Genomic DNA, 17294 nt, shown 5'->3' on the forward strand with positions numbered 1-17294 from the left:
CGTTTTTAGTTAATCTGTCTGAATGGCAGAAAGAGGAGAGTATGTTAGTACAAATACAAAATATAAAGAAAAATTACGGCGGCGTACCGTTGTTTGACTCTTTGGACTTACAAATTGATGCAGGTGAGAAAATCGGCCTGATCGGTCTGAATGGTTCTGGAAAATCAACACTCTTAAACGTCATCACTGGACTTGAGACGGTCGATTCTGGAACCGTTAGCCGAAAAAAAAATAGTCATATCGGATATTTGCGACAATTGCCAGAAGCGACGATAGAAAATGTGAAGGACTACCTTCTAGCAACCTTTACTACCTTGCTGGCGATTCAAAAGCAGCTGACACAATTGGAACAACAAATGGCTGACCCAGAATGTAATTTAGAACAAACTTTAGTTCGTTATGGGCAAAAACAAGAGGAATTTTTACAGGCTGGCGGCTATGAAATGGAAAATCGTTTGAGCATGATTGCTAATGGTTTGACGATTAGTCATCTTCTACCTAAAAATCTCTCTGATTTAAGTGGCGGAGAATTAACAATTGTAGCCCTGGCGAGAATATTAATGCAGGAAAATGATTTAGTGTTGCTAGACGAGCCGACGAATCATCTTGATACGCAAAGAATTGCTTGGTTAGAGTCTTATCTAGCGCACGAGAAAATTGCGTATTTAATCGTTTCTCATGATCGTTTATTTTTAGACAATGTTGTTCATAGGATCATTGAATTGGAAGATGGGCATGCATTAGCGTATAAAGGAAATTATTCTGAGTATAAGAAGCAAAAGGAAGAACAGCTGGAAAAATTAAAAAAAGACTTTGCTGAGCAGGAAAAAGAAGTAAAAAAAATAAAGCTGGCAATTCGTCGTTTCCGTCAATGGGGACACGAAGGAGACAATGAAAAATTTTTTAAAAAGGCTAAACAATTAGAAAAGCGATTAGAAAAAATCCAAACGATAACGAAGCCTAAAGAAGAAGTAAGTAAAATAGGAAAAAGTTTTAAAGAAACAGCGCGCTCGGGAAAAGAAGTCCTCCAATTTGAAAAAGTCAGCAAAAGTTATGAAGGACATCATCTATTTAGGGAAGCTGATTTTTCCTTGTTTTGGCAAGAACGTATAGCGGTTATTGGAGAGAACGGAGCTGGGAAAAGCACGTTGCTAAAATTAGCACTAGGGATGGAACCAGTGGACGAGGGGCAAATAAGACGAGGAACCAATCTTAAAATAGGTTATCTAGCTCAAGTGATTAATTATCAAAAGCCAAAGCAAACGATTCTTCAAAATTTTAGTGAAGCTTGCTCTTTGATGGAGCAAGAATCTCGTCAAATTTTAGCGAAGTATTCCTTTTATAAGGAGGATGTGACGAAGCAAATTCGCTTTTTGAGCGGTGGAGAAAAGATTCGTTTAGAATTAGCCAAATTAATGTATAGTGAAACGAATTTTCTAGTGTTAGATGAGCCAACTAATCATTTAGATATTGAGACGCGGGAAGAAATAGAAGAAATCTTACAGTTGTTTAAAGGAACATTGATGGTTGTTTCCCATGATCGCTTTTTTCTGCAAAAAATGGCAGATACCTTTTTAATCGTCGAACATCAGAAAGTAAGAAAAAAATCAAGTGATTTTCTAAGTATTTAAATCTAAAGATTCTATAGTCAATTAAAAAAAGAGATAAAACAATAACACATTGTCTTATCTCTTCTTTTTTATTTTTTTTTCAAAATTTTGATTCGAGTAAAATCACTTGTTTACAAAAAGAAAAAAATGATTTGTTAAAAGATTTTAATAGAAAACCTAAAGGGCGTAATGTATTAATCGTTTGTTTTTATATAAAAATTAAAAAAATAATAAAAATTATAGATATTAAATTGATATTAACTAGGAATTACAATACAATGTTAAATGTGGAAAATATTTTAAAGTATCTTTTTATTGAAAGTGAAGGAGGCAGTCGTGAGAAAAAGTATATCTATCTTTTTAATTTGTACATTAATTATGATGATTTTTCCGAGCGATTGGTCCTATGCTTTAGAATTTGAGCCGGCAAAATCAGTGCAGGAAAAAGAAGAAGTAATGACAGAAGAAACTTCAGAAGAACAAACAGATGTTGAGCAGACTACTGAGACTTCAGAGCTTGAGACAGTAGAAAGTTCAGAAGAGTCTAGTGAGAATGTCAGTACAAACGGTGTAGAAAAAGAAGAGCTAAAAGGTAAAAATAATGAAGAATCTTTACCTATAGAAGAGAAGGATGTTGTAACCAAAACGCAATTATACAGTGAAGATGTTATGCAAGAGGATGCAGATTTTTGGTTAGTAGATTCCGCTGCTACACTCACTGAATATTTAAAAGATAGCCAAAAATTGAAGTTTCGTTTAACGAACAATATCGATTTGGGAACGAGTGCCTTTCAGCTGCAATCTGGTACGATCATTGATGGTGCAGGATATACCATTACCTATAATAAGAGTACGATAGCGGCTAGAGGTTTTTATACGAATCAAGCAAATGCAGTGATTGAGATTCGAAATACTCAATTTGGTAATACTGATGGAACAGGAGCCGTGGGTTATTACGGAATTGTCACAGGATCTGCAACGAATGTCACACTTATTTATGATGGTATTTCTTACTATTCGACAAATGGGCAAATGATTTATAATCCTAACGGTTCAGTTATTATGAGAGGAACAAATCGAATCGAGCAAAAAGGAACGAGTGCTTACTCTCAAGAATGGGCTGAGATCAATTATGTAGAAGTTGAAAATGGAGAAACAGTTATTGAACATTCGTCGAATCAAACAAATGCATTTATTTGGTCGACAAGCACTGCTTCTGGAAATCCTTATGCTAATACATCTCAAATCGTTGTTAGAGAAAACGCAGTATTAGATATCAAAACCAATAGCAATATGACCTACGGCACACTTGCGCCTAGTTACATTGTTGAAAAAAATGCTGTATTTAATTTGGATAAGGTTACATTAGCGACCGGTGGGACGAGGAATCAATTTTTTTATTCATTACAAACACAGCCAGTCAATTTTTCTTTTCAAGAAAATGCGAAGGTCAACTTTGTTCTACCTTTACCAATCAACCTAAATAGTTCTAAGGGTGGAATGGCGATCGGTAAAAATGCGGATGTTTCGATTGATGTTGCTAGTGGAGGAATCTTCACAACATCCGCTTCCAGCATGTTTGCAATCAGTATGGATAAAGCAAAGCAGGTTTCATTTTCAGGAACAAGCCTTGGGACTATTGGTTTAAATGGTGCAAATGGCGTAAATAATTTGTCCTTTACAAGTAACTATTTACAAAAAATAGAGACATTCACAAGTAAAACAAATAGCATGCCCACGCAAGAAATGTTTAAAGAGGCCTCAGATCTAAGTGTTCAAGGAACAAACTTTACAAATATCCCAGGTACATTAGATTCTTTTTCTACTCAAGAGATTCTATCCTTAAAAAATTCGCAGAAAATCATTTTTAGTGAATTTATGGATGTCCCAGATCAGTTAGGGCTAATTGCAGCTGATGAAACAGACACATCCATTTCTTTATACGGTTCATCGGTCAATAACGGAAGTCCTGCTTCGACAGTAAAATTTTTCTTATTTACTGCTGAAGCAGATACAAGCGATTTAAGAAAAGCTAAGCATATCGTCACATTGAATAATTTTGATGATCAAGAAAATACAACACTGAATTCAATTTATAAAGTGACAATAGATGATTTAAACCCAAATACAAACTATTGGGCCCAAATGATTGTCACGAATCAAGTAGGAGAAAGTGATTTTTCGAATGTTGATAGATTTACCACAAAACCACAGCTGAAAAATATCACAGCAGATGTTACAACGACCTCAGCAATCATCAATGGTGAACTGGCTAGTGATACAGGAAAGTGGACAGATTATTCAAATGGAGAAGAGTTAGCGTTGCCTGGTCAACAAGCCTATTATGGCGGCAATTACCAACAAGTCAAAGTGGAATACAGCAAGAACAAAGCCTTTCCTGTACAGGAAACAAAAGCGCAAATTGCGGATCTTTATGGTGACAAAAATCAAAAATTTACGACGAAATTAAATGGACTTGATGGAGATGTGACCTATTACGTTCGTACGAAAGTCACTGGGGTTTCTGGAGAAGAAGTTATCTTAGCGATGTCACCTTTAACCCAATTTCAAACAGTAACAGAAATCATCAATGTGGAAGTTCCTATCGAGATGGCTTTTCAGACACAGAACAAAGATCTAGGTACCTTACAAGAAGGGAATGTATCTTCAGCTGAATATCATGTTGTGAACAAAGGGAATGTATCTACAAAAGTATCAATAACGGATCTCACGAAGGAAAATATAGCTGCAAATCAACTACTATTATTAGATCACTTTTCTGGCAATTCAGGCCAGGATGAATTGGCGTTACAAATGATAATAGACAATAATCAGCAAGAACCACTTTTTTTGACAAGTGATTTATCAAACAATCCTTTAACAGTTGGCGTTTTGAACGTGAATGAACAAAAAAGTTTGAGTCTCGAAGGTAAGTACTTTAATCCAACGAAACAGGCAGTATTTCCGCTATATAAAATGACTTTCAAAGTTGAGAGAAATGAAGAATGAGAGGGATTCTATGGACAAATCAAATGAAGAAAAGAAAAAGAAAAAACGACTGCTGCTATTATTACTGCTCCTTTTGGCAGTCGCAGCAGGAGGACTGTATTATTATTTTTCTAACAACACAGAGCCTGTTCAAGTCGTGTCTGGAGATTATCTGCCGGAGGCTAAAGGTGCAAAAAAAATGACTGATGCAGAACTTAAAGCTGCTGAACAAAAAGCCGTGGATGAAAGTAAATTCAATATGGTCATTAAATCGGTCGCTGTTTTTGAAACTGGCGAAAGTGAAGGCAGTCTTTATATCCAAAATCCAGTTGAGAATGGTTATCCAATCAACGTGGTCATTCATTTAGATAATTCCGATGAACAAATTTATTCTTCTGGAGCGATTCAACCAGGCTATGAAATAACCAGTGCAAAACTAGATAAAAAGCTGGAAAAAGGTGATCATCCGGCGACTGCAACCTTTAATATCTATGATTCAAAAACCAAGAAGAAGCGTGGCCAAGTTCAGGCGGGGATAACGATTCAAGTCAACAACTAAAATTGTATTTAACAGTATATCTGTTAAAAAATATATTATTCTACACACAAGAAGGAGAAATCAATATGAAAAGAACAAAATTAGTACTTAGTGCAGCAATGTTAAGTTTAAGTGTAGCTGGTTTAACGCACTTTGCGTCTGCACAAACGATCGATGGTGAAAATTCAGCAGATGTGATCATCAATGGAACGATTGGAAAATTAGACAATACAGATCCTGATACAAATATTCCAGAAGGGTCTGACGAATGGATCAATGTGACAGTCGATACGGCAACAGCATTCCACACTACGACTGCTAGTGCACATAAAAACATCGAATCAGCTGATTACAGTATTGTAAATAATTCAGGTCGTGGCGTAGCTGTTACGTTGAACAAAATGACTGGAACACCAACATATGTGGATACGTTAAAAATCAAAGCTAAAGGGACTGGTTTATTCGCTACCCCTACTGAAAAAGATTTAATTAAAGATAATGCTGTTGTAGACTTAACAAGCTCACCAGTTTGGCTAACACTAGCTAACAAAGATGGTCGCTTAAATATTGATACTGATGAAGCAGCAGCTTACGCAAATGAAGCAAAATTTACCTATGTAGGAACAACAGTAGCGGACTTACCTACGGATGTAAATCAAACAGCTGCTAATGAAGATTATACGTTGACATTGAAATTTGCCTCAATTCAAAAAGATGGTACGACGATCGGTGTAACACCATAATAATCAAAAGGTTGTGATGAAGGATGAAACGATATCGAATTTCGCTCGTCACATTGATTCTTTTAACTGGTTTTAGTCTTTTTCAAATAGCCTTCGATCGTGTAGCTGCTGCCGAGATACAAATCTCCGGTCAGATTGGTAAAGATGAACAAGCGGTCGAACCATCAGTTGAACCAGAAAAAAAGCAGGAACTTGCACAACCAATGCAAACACACATAGTATTAAAAAAATTTCCCGATACAGGTTTTATTACGAATAAACTAGCGCTAATTGGTTTGCTTGTATTATTAATCTATTTAACGATTTTGATAAGGGAAGCACATAGAAAAAGAACAGGATCCAGCCGTTAAAGACTGGAATAACTCTTGTGATGATTAGGCAAGGTTAGATGAAAAATGCTAACTTTGAAGAAACGATCATTGCAGGAGTTTTATTTTTATTAAACGAATCTTACCAGTAAATCAAGGATTGACAGCGTTTTCCAGTAATGTTATGATTAATGTAATCAATGGAATGTAACTGGATTTTCTGGGCATAACCACAGTATAGCAAAGAGGACAATGCGTTTGTCGTTTTTTCTATGTTGTGGTTTTATTTTTTGGCGGGAGTCAAAAAGCTCAACTAAATCAAGAAAATGAAGGAACGCAACGTTTTTTAAAAAACATAGTAAGGAGAATGATGAATGAGTAAATCAGGATTTCCAGAAAACTTTTTGTGGGGCGGAGCAACTGCTGCAAATCAGTATGAAGGCGGTTATCTGTCTGGTGGCAAAGGGCTAAGTACACTTGATGCGATCACAGGAGGTAGTCCGGCAAAACCAAGAATGATCACGTATAAAACCAAAGATGGAAAAATCGAAACGTGCGCTAGAGACCAAGCCTTGCCAGAAGGAGCTGTGGGCTATGTTGATCCAGATCAGTATTATCCAAGTCATGTAGCAACTGATTTTTACAACCATTATAAAGAGGACATTGCGTTGTTTGCAGAGATGGGATTTAAATGCTTTAGATTATCGATCGCCTGGTCAAGAATTTGTCCAAAAGGAACGATGGAGATCAACGAAGAGGGATTGGCTTTTTATGATAAAGTGTTCGATGAATTGCTAAAATATGGAATTGAACCTGTTGTGACGATCAATCATTTTGATATTCCAATGTATTTGGCAGATGAGTTAGATGGATGGTCCAATCGAAAAGTGATCGATTATTTCCTATTTTTCTGTGAGACTCTGTTTAAACGCTATAAAAATAAAGTGAAATACTGGATGACCTTCAATGAAATCAATTTTCTGCGGAGCTGGACACAAATCGGTATTCACAAAAATGATAAACAAGCAAAATATCAAGCGGCGCATCATTTATTTGTTGCAAGTGCTAAGGCAGTCAAACTAGGGCATGAAATCAATCCAGATTTTCAAATCGGCATGATGGTGGCTTATATCCCAAGTTATCCAATGAGCTGTAAGCCAGAAGATGTTATGGAAGCAATCAAATTTAATCGTGAGCAAGAGTTTTATATCGATGTTCAAGTCAAAGGCTACTATCCTGCCCATAAACTAAAAGAATACGAACGAGAAAATGTCGTGATTCAAAAAGAAGCAGGAGATGATGAGATTATCCGTGAAGGAACAGTCGATTATATTGGCTTCAGTTATTACATGTCTACTGTTTCTGCCTCTAATCCTGATCAAGTAAAATATGTTGGCGGCAATCAAATGCCAGCAGTAAAAAATCCTCACTTACAGGAATCGGAGTGGGGCTGGGCGGTTGATCCATTAGGTCTGAGAATCTCCTTGTGTAAATTGTACGATCGTTACAATGTACCGTTATTTGTTGTTGAAAACGGATTTGGCGCAGTTGATAAAATAGAAGCAGATGGGACGATTCAAGATGATTATCGGATTGACTACTTCAGCAAACATATTGCTGCAATGAAAGAAGCAGTTGAATTAGATGGTGTTGATTTGATTGGTTACACACCATGGGGCTGTATTGATGTGGTGAGTTCCGGTACAGGTGAAATGAAAAAACGGTATGGTTTTATTCATGTAGATATGGACGATGAAGGGCATGGAACCTTGAATCGCTCGAGAAAACAATCTTTTTACTGGTACAAGCAACTGATCGCCGCTAATGGTGAACAAGAGAAATAAAAACAGAAAAAAAATGTTTTATTCATTTAAGCGCGGATTTGTACTTCTGTTCCCGCCGGTTATAAGGATCCCACGTGAGTGAGATATGACTCGAAGAGTTATGTCTCACTCACTCTTTTTTGCATATATTTTTAATCAAATTCATAGAAAAAATAAGAATCACTTGTTGTAAATAAGAACAATGGTATACTGCTAATGGGGTGAAATTCATGATTATCAGAGAAATCTTACCAAAAGACGATAAAGCAATCAAACATCTCATCAAAGCTACTTTAGAATCCTTCGATCTGGCTATTGCTGGGACAGCCTATTTTGACCCTGAACTTGAACAACTAAGTCAGTACTATGCACGTCAAACCAATGGTACATATTGGGTAGTTGAAATCAATGATGAGATTATCGGTGGTTGCGGTATTGCACCTTTTGATATGAATAGAAAAATTTGTGAGTTGCAAAAACTTTATTTAGACCCAAAAGCTCAAGGGCAAGGAATCGCCAAAGTACTGATGAAAACAGCATTGAGCTATGCCCAAAACTATTATGATTACTGCTATTTAGAGACAATGAACAAGATGGACAAAGCGAATAGTTTGTATCGGTCATTTGGCTTTACAAAATTAAATGAACCTTTAGTAGGATCTGTTCACAGTGTTATGGACGTTTGGTATTTGAAAAAGCTGCAGGAGGAACCTAATGAAGAGAATATCTAATAAAGAATTAAAAGAATTGATTGAGTTAACCACCAATCAGTCTGTATCGATCATTGATGTTCGTGAGGCAGAAGAGTTTATGGATGGACACATTGCAAGTGCTAAAAATGTTCCCTTATCAACATTATTTCAAGCGATGAAAGAACTTGATCCAGAACAAGCACATTATGTTATTTGTCAGCATGGTGTTCGTTCGGAGCATGCGTGTTCTTTTCTTGAAAATTACGGTTATAATGTTATTTCCGTTTCAGAAGGAATGTCTGTTTGGAACGGACAAGTCAGCAGTATATAAGAATTGAGTGATTTATGATAGAAAATAAGCACGTTTGTTAAAGTATCTGCCTTAAAGAAAACCCCTGTCAAGGATCGCCTTGTGCAGGGGTTTAGTGTTTAGCACAGTACCAAATGCAGTATAATAAGCGGCTAAGTAATGAGTAGAAGAGAAGAAAGCGTGAAAAATTATTTTGTTACATCTTCTCCAAACCATTCTTTAGATATTTCCGCAAGTTTTCCTGATTTTCTTAGCTGTTCAAAGGCAGTGTTGATCTTTTGAGCAAGCTTTTGATCAGATTTTCTTATTCCGACAGCAAAGGCCTCACTTTCAAAATCACCGCTGACGATCGAGTAGTCAGCTAGATTGTCCTCATGAGAAAGATAGTAATTAGCGTATACTCGATCGATCAGTAACCCATCAATTCGTCCAGATTTTAAATCCATGAAGGCTTCATTGAACCCATCATACAAAATCGCCGTTTGATCTTTTACACTATTTTTCAGGATTTCTGGTTGTTCTTCAAAACTATGGTAGCCGGAAGAGCCATTTTGAGCACCTAAAATTTTACCTTTCATATCAGAAAAATGATTGATCTGATTTTTCTTCAAAGAGACGACTACTTGTTCATTTTCCATATATTCATCGCTGAACAAGACTTTTTCTTCCCGCTCCGCGCTTTTAGAATAGCCATTCCAAATTAAGTCGATCGTTTGGTTTTGTAGTTCATTTTCTTTCATGGACCAGTCGATTGGCTGGAAATCTACCTTGATCCCATATTGTTCAAATACAGCTCTAGCTAAATCAACATCAAAGCCGATAATTTTTCCTGCTTTACTTTGAAAGCCCATTGGTACAAAGGAATCATCCAAACCAACAATGATGCGTTTTTCATTATCGATACGTGACCATTGATCCGTATCCGTTTTTTTTCTGCCGCAGCCAGAGATGATCAGAATTAAAAGTAAGATGAGAATCGTGGAGAATAGTTTTCTTTTTTTCTTCATAGTGGCTCCTTTCTACTGAACAGGTGTGACTGTCAGGATATTATCAGCGATATTTTCAGCAAACGTCATGTCGTGGGTAACGACGATTTGAGTCATTCCTTGGGCTTTCAAGGTTAAAATCACTTCTTCTACTTGTTGTCGAAGCTCAGGATCGAGGGCACTAGTAGGTTCGTCATAACCCAATATTTTCGGCTTCATTGCTAATGCTCGTGCGAGAGCAACACGCTGTTTTTGACCACCAGATAATTGGTAAGGGTACAAATTTTCTTTATCGCTTAATCCAAATTTAGCTAATAGATCAAGTGCTTCAGTCACACTTGCTTCTTTTGTTTGTTTTAAGGAAAGCATGGGTGCTAAAGTTATATTCTCTAAAACGGAGAGATGTGGAAATAATTGAAAGTCCTGAAAAACAATCCCGACCACTTGATCTGCATTATCCATTTCAACTGGATCAAATTTCGTACCATCTATGATCAGTTCTCCAGAATCAATCGTCTCTAATCCTGCCAAACATCTTAGTAAGGTCGTCTTACCTCCGCCAGATGGTCCGACGATCGTTAAAATCTCACCATCTTGGATCTCCAAATTTAATTGATCGATAATTCGTCGACCATCGAAGCTTTTCGTTAAATCTTTAATAAGTAACATAGAAATTCCTCCTTAATATAATAGCGGAACAAGCTGCTTAGCCTTAACAGGAAAATAGGAAGGCTGGCTTGTGCAGTGGGATAAGAATAAACGTGGAACAGGCTCACTCACTAAGCCTTGATAGGAAATTAGGAAATTAGCTTTGAGATGATTTTTGTCTCACTGACAATTTATTTATTTTCCTAAGGATTGATTTAGGCAATTCGATAATAAGAACAGTCAATTCTATTTATAATATTGATAATGTTTTTCTAATTTCTTTGAAGCTAAGGTCAAAACGGCAGTCAATAAAAGATAAATGATGCCCACTAAAACTAGAGGTAATAGACTGACATCTCGACTCATCGCAATTTTTCCTGCACGCAATAGATCGCCTAGGCCAAGAACATAAATAAGTGAAGTATCTTTGACTAAATTGATTACTTCATTCCCTATAGAAGGTAGGACTACTTTGATTACTTGAGGCAAAATAATTTTTGAAACAGTTTGAAATTTTGTTAAACGAAGAACCTTTGCGGCTTCATACTGACCTTCTGGAATCGACTGAATTCCGCCTCGAAAGATTTCAGCAAAATAAGCAGCATAGTTCAAAATAAAAGCGAATAAGGCAGCATCATAACGCTCGAAAACAACTCCAATCAACGGTAGTCCGTAAAAAACAAAGATCAGCTGTAAAAGTAAAGGTGTTCCGCGCATCAACCAAATATAAATATTGATCAAAAACTGTAGCGGTTTAAAATTCGTTTGCAAAGCGAAAGCCACTAAAATTCCTAAAGGGATCGAGCCGAGCAACGTAAAGATAAACACCTTCAATGTCATAAATGCGCCATCCAATAAAGCAGGTAAAATTTCTAAAATATAATCCATGATAATTCCTCCATTTTTTTTATGTGTAGCAAATAAAACAAAAAAGCCCCCTTGGCAAAATGCCAAGAGGACGAAGATTCGCGGTTCCACCTCAATTTGTCACGATTTCGCAATGGTGACCTCATAGAGTCTCTAATAGTAATAGAGATTCTTTTCTGATAACGGAGAATGCCGCAGCTTCTTACTAAATTCAGAAGCTGACTAGACAGATGTGTTCGTCAACGGTTTCCAGCTTTTTCTCTCAGCGAATGAAAAAGTCTCTGTCAGGAAATGAACGATGACTACTTGTTCTGAATATGTGTTTTGTTTTATTGACTAGTCTTTATTTTTTTGTGATAGGTAAGGAGCTTAATGATTTTAAGGTCATCAAGTAATGTCAAACATCAACTCTAGCCTTGCACCAATCACAGGATTGTATAAAAAAAGTCCTTTGGCAATGAATGCCAAAGGACGTAAAATTCGTGGTTCCACCTTTTTTCATTATCGCCTCACAACGATAACCTCATGAAGTCATAGACTTCTAATGCTGTAACGGGCACTCCCGAACTTTCCTACTGATACCTTCAAAAAGTTAACTCCCAGATGTGGTTCGCCTTATTTTTCTGTCTTTTTCCACCAACCAAAGACTCTCTTGAATGAAACAATAAAGGTACTCTTCTGTTCTTTGTTTTTTATAACTTTACCATCAGGTGGCGAGAATGTCAACAAGTTATCGTTTAGAAAATTCTGAAAATAATAAAATGAAGCATAAAAATTAACGAATGACAAAAAGTAAGGTACACTATAATAGGGATTTTCTATCAAAAAGTAAGTGAAGCGTGATAGCTAAAATCTATCGCACTGTTCTTATTGCTACTACCCTTCCATAAATAAATCTGATAAACTATGTACAATTATCAGTGAAACAATGGAGAGGTGAGGCGAGTTGACACGAGGGATCATAGGAATTGCAGCGAATGAAATGGCAGATGCTGGCGCTGCGTTATATCATTTACCGATCAGTTATACACCTCAGGGCTATGTAAAGGCGGTACAAAAGGCAGGCGGGTTGCCCTTTTTATTACCAGTCGGCTCTCCTGATTTGGCGAAAGAATATGTGAGTAAAATAGATAAATTAATTTTAGCTGGCGGACAAAATGTTTCACCATCACTTTATGGAGAAAAGGTTCTGATCAAAGAGGCAGGGATCTCCGATGAAAGAGATCGATTTGAATTAGCACTGATCGAAGAAGCTCTGAAACAACAAAAACCGATTTTTGCAGTGTGTCGTGGATTACAATTGGTCAATGTTGCCTTAGGCGGTAGTTTACATCAAGATATTCGTCACTTATCAGATAAAAAAATAGCGCATATGCAAGTGCCGGTGGCTAGACAGATTCCAACTCATCGGATCCAAACTAAAGAACGCAGCATTTTACGTAAAATTTATGGTAAAGAAACAACAGTCAATTCTTTTCACTTTCAAGCGGTAAAAAAATTAGCTGAGCGCTTGCAGGTAACAGCGCTTAGTGAAGATGGTATAGTAGAAGGTGTTGAAAGCAATGATCCTGCGTTTGCTTTTTTAGGGGTCCAATGGCATCCTGATTTTGCCTATGATCATTTAGAACAAGAGATGGCTGTTTTTCGATATGTCGTTAAGAATTTATAAAACAGAGGGGGATTTAAACAATGAAGAAAAAGTTAAGCGTCGTTGTTTTGCTGGCAAGTCTATTATTGGCAGCTTGCGGTGGGAAAAATGGGGAAACAGATTCATCAGCAAAAAAAGAAGCTGGAAATGCTGAGCAAGTAATCACAGTCGCTTCTGGTGGTGAATTATCTACTCTGGATAGTGCTCATTATACAGATGTCTACAGCTCAGATATGATCGGACAGGTCGTTGAAGGTCTTTATCGAATGGACAAAAATCATGATCCAGAACTAGCTGTTGCAGCCAGTGAGCCGACTGTTAGTGATGATGGACTTGTTTATACCTTTAAACTAAAAGAATCCAAATGGAGTAATGGGGATCCTGTTGTTGCTGGAGATTTCGTCTCTGCTTTTAAAAATGTGGTGGACCCAAGCTTTGGTTCAAGCAGCAGTAATCAGATGGATATCTTCAAAAACGGTCGTAAAATTCGTGAAGGACAGGCATCTATCGATGAGCTTGGTGTAAAAGCGATTGATGATCAAACGCTAGAAATGACCTTGGAATACCCAATTCCTTATCTAGCACAAGTATTGGTCGGTACGCCTTTCATGCCTAAAAACGAAAAATTCGTGAAGGAAAAAGGGGAAGATTACGGGACATCTGCTGATAATTTTGTAGGAAACGGTCCTTTTGTGATTTCTGGTTGGGATGGCAACACTGAGACTTGGAAATTAACGAAAAATAAGGACTACTGGGATCAAAAAAATGTTAAGCTTGACACGATCAATGTTCAAGTTGTAAAAGAAATCGGGACAGGAACCAATTTATTTGATGCTGGAGACCTAGATTATACCGTTCTAGCTGATACGTATGCTTTGCAATACAAAGATTCACCACAAGCGAATTTTGTACCTAAGGCAATGGTGGGCTATTTAAGTCCAAACCATAAACGAGAAGTCACAGGGAATGTCAATGTTCGTAAAGCGATTCTGCAAGCCATCGATAAAGAGACGTTTGCAAAGGATATTTTGGGCGACGGTTCAACAGCGATCAACGGTTTTGTACCAAAAGATTTTGCTAAAGATCCTGAAATAGGCGAAGATTTCCGTAAAGAAAATGGTGATTTTCTAGCTTATGATTTAGAGGCAGCACAAAAAAGTTGGGAAACAGCTAAGAAGGAATTAGGCAAAGATCAAATCGAATTAGAACTGCTTTCTGCCGATTCTGCACTTGCGAAAAAGACGATCGAATACGTACAAGGTCAATTACAACAAAATCTGTCTGGCTTAAAGATCACATTGAAATCAGTGCCATTACAAAATCGTTTAGATTTACAAACGGCAGGAAATTTTGATTTAGTATTTGGGACGTGGACACCTGATTATGCAGACCCAATCAACTTCTTAGAATTTTATGATTCCAAGAGTGGTTTGAATACTGCGGGGTATAACAATCCAGAATACGATCAAGGGTTGAATGATGCACGAATCACTTTAGCGAATGAACCAGAAAAACGTTGGGATAAGTTAAAAGAACTAGAAGAAACGTTGATTGAAAAAGATGCAGCTGTTTTGCCACTGTATCAAGGAGCAATCGGCTATCTGAAAGCCGATCAATTAAAAGATCTCCAAGTATTTCCTTTTGGAAGAACCGTTTCCTATCGTCTAGCTTATGTTGAATAAACAATCAGATAATAGGTAGAAATAGAATAGGAGACTATGGGAACAGAAGAGACACCGCGCAAACTGAACGTGTGTCACAAGAAGAAAAATAACAGCAACAAAAAGAACTTGAGACTTATGACTCAAGTTCTTTTTGTTGCTGTTATACTCTATAAGTATAAGCGATATGTCCTGGATTTTTACTCATATGTTCATTAGCTCTTTTTACTGCAGTATTTGCAAATGCATGCCATTCACTAGTGTAGCCACAGCTATCACAGCGCCAACGATAGCCACTTCTAGACGCTGCTTCATTGGTTAGTGATTCTTCTGTGGTTTGTTCTAATACGGTTGATTTTGCCTGACTTTCTACTGCGGTATAACTTACGACAGAACCTAAACATAATAATAAAAACAAAGCTGAAATAATTTTTTTCATTTTATTACCTCCGTTATTTTATACTTTTTAGTATACTATGAAAATTCCATAATGTCAATAATTGTTATCATTTATGAAGAAATTTTTATATATGGCTAATTTGAAGAACGCAGAGGAGTTGACTTTACAATGCAAGTAAAACTGTATGGGGGATGAAAGTTATATAAAGTATGTAAGTTAGAGGAACGTTCAATCTTATTTTTATAGTATGAATTTTAATGTTTAATTGATGGACTATCTGGACTTTTTTATGCTTAAGATAAATTAGTTGTTTCATCATTAGACAACTACAGCGATGAATAGATGTTATAGCAGAATCATTTATCTAGTAAATGCCAAAAAATAAACTAGGACAAATACCGATGAGAGTTATTGACTCATAGGCGTTTGTCCTAGCCTCTTAGTTACTTACACTTTAACGCTGTAAAAAGATCTGCGCATTTGTATACTCATTTGTATCTCCCGGAAACCAGCCTTTTAATTTGGCTGCAAGTTCAGTTGCACGTTCTTTATTTTCGATATTAATAATTTGGAAATAGAACTTTCCGTCGCTTTGTTTCCCATAAGAGACTCTTGTATCAAGAAAATATTGACAGAAGCGTTCGCGTAAATTATATCTTAGGCGGTTACTAATCGCTTGCCAATCTTTTGGTAAATTGTCAATTTCAATCCAATTGTATTTTTTATTGGTTTGCAAAACAACTTTCATATCGCGTTCATTATATTTGGGAATTTGACCTTTAGTCAGTCTTAAGCACTCTGCTTTAACAGAAGCTGTAGAATCCAATTTTACACCTACAACTTTGACCATCAAATGCGTAGGATATTCAATTAAGAAGACATTTCCATTTGTCAACATCGGCCAAGTCTTGCTTCTAGTAAACTCAGCCATTAATTTCGCTGTTGATTCCTTTGAAATATTATTGATGACGGTTTTATAGAGGTTCTTATTTTTGACCTCGGGATTTTGATTATGCTCTTGATTCATGAATGGTTCGTTGGTAATAAAACGAATTGTTCTGTCTGCTAGATCCTGTTCCAGTACCCATAGATTACCTAAAGTGTTACTGCTAATCAAATATTGATAAGGACTTTGAGATTCAGCGGTTGCCACTACATCTCCAATTGTATATTCTTGTCCAAGAAACTTTTTCTCTAAAATACGTCTACTCCAATAACGACTTGCATTTGTTGCACCTGTACTTAAACGTACTTTCATCCCTTTTTTAAATTTTGCTGCTGGTGCAACTAATAAATCTTGTTCATAAATCCACTTTCGGTAACTACTTGCATCAGAGTTAATTAAAACTTGATATTCTGAACTTTGCCATTTTTCATTCAATTTTTCGACTCGTTCGACGCGGTAATAGTTATTGACCATGTTTGCTGGAATATTTTCATTTGATGACCATGGTGAGGTCACTTTTGCGCCGCCGGTCAGTAAAACAATATTGCCTACTTTTACCTTACAGGGTCTACTTGGAAACGGTTGTACGACGACAGTAAAGGGTGGTCGTACAACTCCTGCAAAACCTGCATAGTTGAATGCTCTTTGAGTGGAAGGTTCATTATTAGATCTGCCGTTTTGATCAACGCCAATAAAGCCGGTCGTTGTTACTGAACCTAGAACAATGCCTGTATGTCCAGCTGATCCATTGGTATAAACAAAAATATCTCCTGGCAACGGATAAAAATTTGCTGTATTTGGAATTACTCGAAATCCGCCTACATTTCCTGTTTGCATTAAATCTTTGGCAACTGCTCCCCTAAATGAAATTCCAAATAAATCATGTGCATATTGATTTATCAAGTCAAAACATTGAATCCCAAATGCACCATCAAAATCATATGCCCTTCCAATTGAATTTTTTGCCCATTGTACTCCTTGTGCTTGTGTAACGCCCATTTTTATTCCTTCTCTCTTTTTTTAATAGTTTATAACACGTCTGTTATAACGGAATTCCTACTATTACTATACAAGTGTATAGTTTTCTGAAACTGTCTGAAATCTGTGTTCATTCTGTCAGTATTTC

At 36.7% G+C, this 17294-nt stretch carries 15 protein-coding genes and 2 other annotated features; of the genes, 10 read left to right on the forward strand and 5 right to left on the reverse strand.

Annotated elements, in window-relative coordinates; genetic code table 11:
* Positions 1-41 precede the first annotated feature (41 nt).
* The 8 genes from abc-f (at position 42) to BCR25_RS03805 (ending at position 9033) form a co-directional block, all read left to right on the forward strand.
* Positions 42-1631, forward strand: a complete 1590-nt coding sequence (gene abc-f, locus BCR25_RS03770) for a ribosomal protection-like ABC-F family protein (RefSeq protein ID WP_069662292.1) — start codon at positions 42-44, stop codon at positions 1629-1631.
* A gap of 315 nt (positions 1632-1946) precedes the next feature.
* Positions 1947-4619 carry a fibronectin type III domain-containing protein gene (locus tag BCR25_RS03775; RefSeq protein ID WP_069662293.1) on the forward strand — a complete coding sequence of 891 codons (2673 nt, stop codon included), beginning with the start codon at positions 1947-1949 and terminating at the stop codon, positions 4617-4619.
* A gap of 10 nt (positions 4620-4629) precedes the next feature.
* Entirely contained in the window at positions 4630-5157 is a 528-nt protein-coding gene (locus BCR25_RS03780; protein WP_211272483.1) for a hypothetical protein, read from the forward strand.
* A 65-nt stretch (positions 5158-5222) separates the two neighbouring features.
* Complete coding sequence (locus BCR25_RS03785) at positions 5223-5879, forward strand: hypothetical protein (RefSeq protein ID WP_069662295.1); 657 nt, start codon at positions 5223-5225, stop codon at positions 5877-5879.
* A 23-nt stretch (positions 5880-5902) separates the two neighbouring features.
* Positions 5903-6229, forward strand: a complete 327-nt coding sequence (locus BCR25_RS03790; RefSeq protein WP_069662296.1) for a hypothetical protein — start codon at positions 5903-5905, stop codon at positions 6227-6229.
* A 332-nt stretch (positions 6230-6561) separates the two neighbouring features.
* Complete coding sequence (locus BCR25_RS03795; protein ID WP_069662297.1) at positions 6562-8031, forward strand: glycoside hydrolase family 1 protein; 1470 nt, start codon at positions 6562-6564, stop codon at positions 8029-8031.
* 209 nt (positions 8032-8240) lie between these two features.
* Positions 8241-8741, forward strand: coding sequence for a GNAT family N-acetyltransferase (locus BCR25_RS03800; protein WP_069662298.1), 501 nt, complete (start codon positions 8241-8243; stop codon positions 8739-8741).
* Positions 8725-9033 (forward strand): rhodanese-like domain-containing protein, encoded by a 309-nt coding sequence (locus BCR25_RS03805; protein ID WP_069662299.1) that lies wholly within the window; start codon positions 8725-8727, stop codon positions 9031-9033. Before BCR25_RS03800 ends, BCR25_RS03805 begins: the two co-directional genes overlap by 17 nt.
* A 167-nt stretch (positions 9034-9200) precedes the next feature.
* Here the strand turns inward: BCR25_RS03805 and BCR25_RS03810 are convergent, their stop codons facing one another.
* From BCR25_RS03810 to BCR25_RS03820, 3 genes are all read right to left on the reverse strand, one after another.
* Positions 9201-10019, reverse strand: coding sequence for an amino acid ABC transporter substrate-binding protein (locus tag BCR25_RS03810; protein WP_069662300.1), 819 nt, complete (start codon positions 10017-10019; stop codon positions 9201-9203).
* A gap of 12 nt (positions 10020-10031) precedes the next feature.
* Positions 10032-10667, reverse strand: a complete 636-nt coding sequence (locus BCR25_RS03815; RefSeq protein ID WP_069662301.1) for an amino acid ABC transporter ATP-binding protein — start codon at positions 10665-10667, stop codon at positions 10032-10034.
* Between the two features lie 225 nt (positions 10668-10892).
* On the reverse strand, positions 10893-11534 hold the full coding sequence (locus tag BCR25_RS03820; protein ID WP_069662302.1) for an amino acid ABC transporter permease: 642 nt from the start codon (positions 11532-11534) through the stop codon (positions 10893-10895).
* Between the two features lie 63 nt (positions 11535-11597).
* Positions 11598-11841: a binding site (T-box leader), on the reverse strand.
* Between the two features lie 136 nt (positions 11842-11977).
* Positions 11978-12208: a binding site (T-box leader), on the reverse strand.
* 251 nt (positions 12209-12459) lie between these two features.
* Between BCR25_RS03820 and BCR25_RS03825 the strand changes: the two genes are divergently transcribed.
* Both BCR25_RS03825 and BCR25_RS03830 read left to right on the forward strand, forming a co-directional pair.
* The gene (locus tag BCR25_RS03825) at positions 12460-13182 is read left to right on the forward strand and encodes a gamma-glutamyl-gamma-aminobutyrate hydrolase family protein (protein WP_069662303.1); all 723 of its coding nucleotides are present in this window, start codon (positions 12460-12462) and stop codon (positions 13180-13182) included.
* A gap of 20 nt (positions 13183-13202) precedes the next feature.
* Entirely contained in the window at positions 13203-14843 is a 1641-nt protein-coding gene (locus BCR25_RS03830) for a peptide ABC transporter substrate-binding protein (RefSeq protein ID WP_069662304.1), read from the forward strand.
* Positions 14844-14985: 142 nt separating this feature from the next.
* On the opposite strand, the gene BCR25_RS03835 is transcribed toward BCR25_RS03830, so the two are convergent.
* Complete coding sequence (locus BCR25_RS03835) at positions 14986-15261, reverse strand: hypothetical protein (RefSeq protein ID WP_069662305.1); 276 nt, start codon at positions 15259-15261, stop codon at positions 14986-14988.
* Positions 15262-15676: 415 nt separating this feature from the next.
* A complete protein-coding gene (locus BCR25_RS03840; protein WP_069662306.1) occupies positions 15677-17167 on the reverse strand; it encodes a CHAP domain-containing protein in 1491 nt (496 codons plus the stop codon).
* Between the last annotated feature and the right edge of the window lie 127 nt (positions 17168-17294).

It is taken from the genome of Enterococcus termitis (assembly GCF_001730305.1).
Taxonomy (GTDB): domain Bacteria; phylum Bacillota; class Bacilli; order Lactobacillales; family Enterococcaceae; genus Enterococcus_L; species Enterococcus_L termitis.

Excerpts from the sequence above, each read along its gene's own strand:
- abc-f (WP_069662292.1), top strand. The coding sequence starts at position 42 with ATGTTAGTACAAATACAAAATATAAAGAAAAATTACGGCGGCGTACCG.
- BCR25_RS03780 (WP_211272483.1), top strand. The coding sequence starts at position 4,630 with ATGGACAAATCAAATGAAGAAAAGAAAAAGAAAAAACGACTGCTGCTA.
- BCR25_RS03785 (WP_069662295.1), top strand. The coding sequence starts at position 5,223 with ATGAAAAGAACAAAATTAGTACTTAGTGCAGCAATGTTAAGTTTAAGT.
- BCR25_RS03790 (WP_069662296.1), top strand. The coding sequence starts at position 5,903 with ATGAAACGATATCGAATTTCGCTCGTCACATTGATTCTTTTAACTGGT.
- BCR25_RS03795 (WP_069662297.1), top strand. The coding sequence starts at position 6,562 with ATGAGTAAATCAGGATTTCCAGAAAACTTTTTGTGGGGCGGAGCAACT.
- BCR25_RS03800 (WP_069662298.1), top strand. The coding sequence starts at position 8,241 with ATGATTATCAGAGAAATCTTACCAAAAGACGATAAAGCAATCAAACAT.
- BCR25_RS03805 (WP_069662299.1), top strand. The coding sequence starts at position 8,725 with ATGAAGAGAATATCTAATAAAGAATTAAAAGAATTGATTGAGTTAACC.
- BCR25_RS03810 (WP_069662300.1), bottom strand. The coding sequence starts at position 10,019 with ATGAAGAAAAAAAGAAAACTATTCTCCACGATTCTCATCTTACTTTTA.
- BCR25_RS03815 (WP_069662301.1), bottom strand. The coding sequence starts at position 10,667 with ATGTTACTTATTAAAGATTTAACGAAAAGCTTCGATGGTCGACGAATT.
- BCR25_RS03820 (WP_069662302.1), bottom strand. The coding sequence starts at position 11,534 with ATGGATTATATTTTAGAAATTTTACCTGCTTTATTGGATGGCGCATTT.
- BCR25_RS03830 (WP_069662304.1), top strand. The coding sequence starts at position 13,203 with ATGAAGAAAAAGTTAAGCGTCGTTGTTTTGCTGGCAAGTCTATTATTG.
- BCR25_RS03835 (WP_069662305.1), bottom strand. The coding sequence starts at position 15,261 with ATGAAAAAAATTATTTCAGCTTTGTTTTTATTATTATGTTTAGGTTCT.
- BCR25_RS03840 (WP_069662306.1), bottom strand. The coding sequence starts at position 17,167 with ATGGGCGTTACACAAGCACAAGGAGTACAATGGGCAAAAAATTCAATT.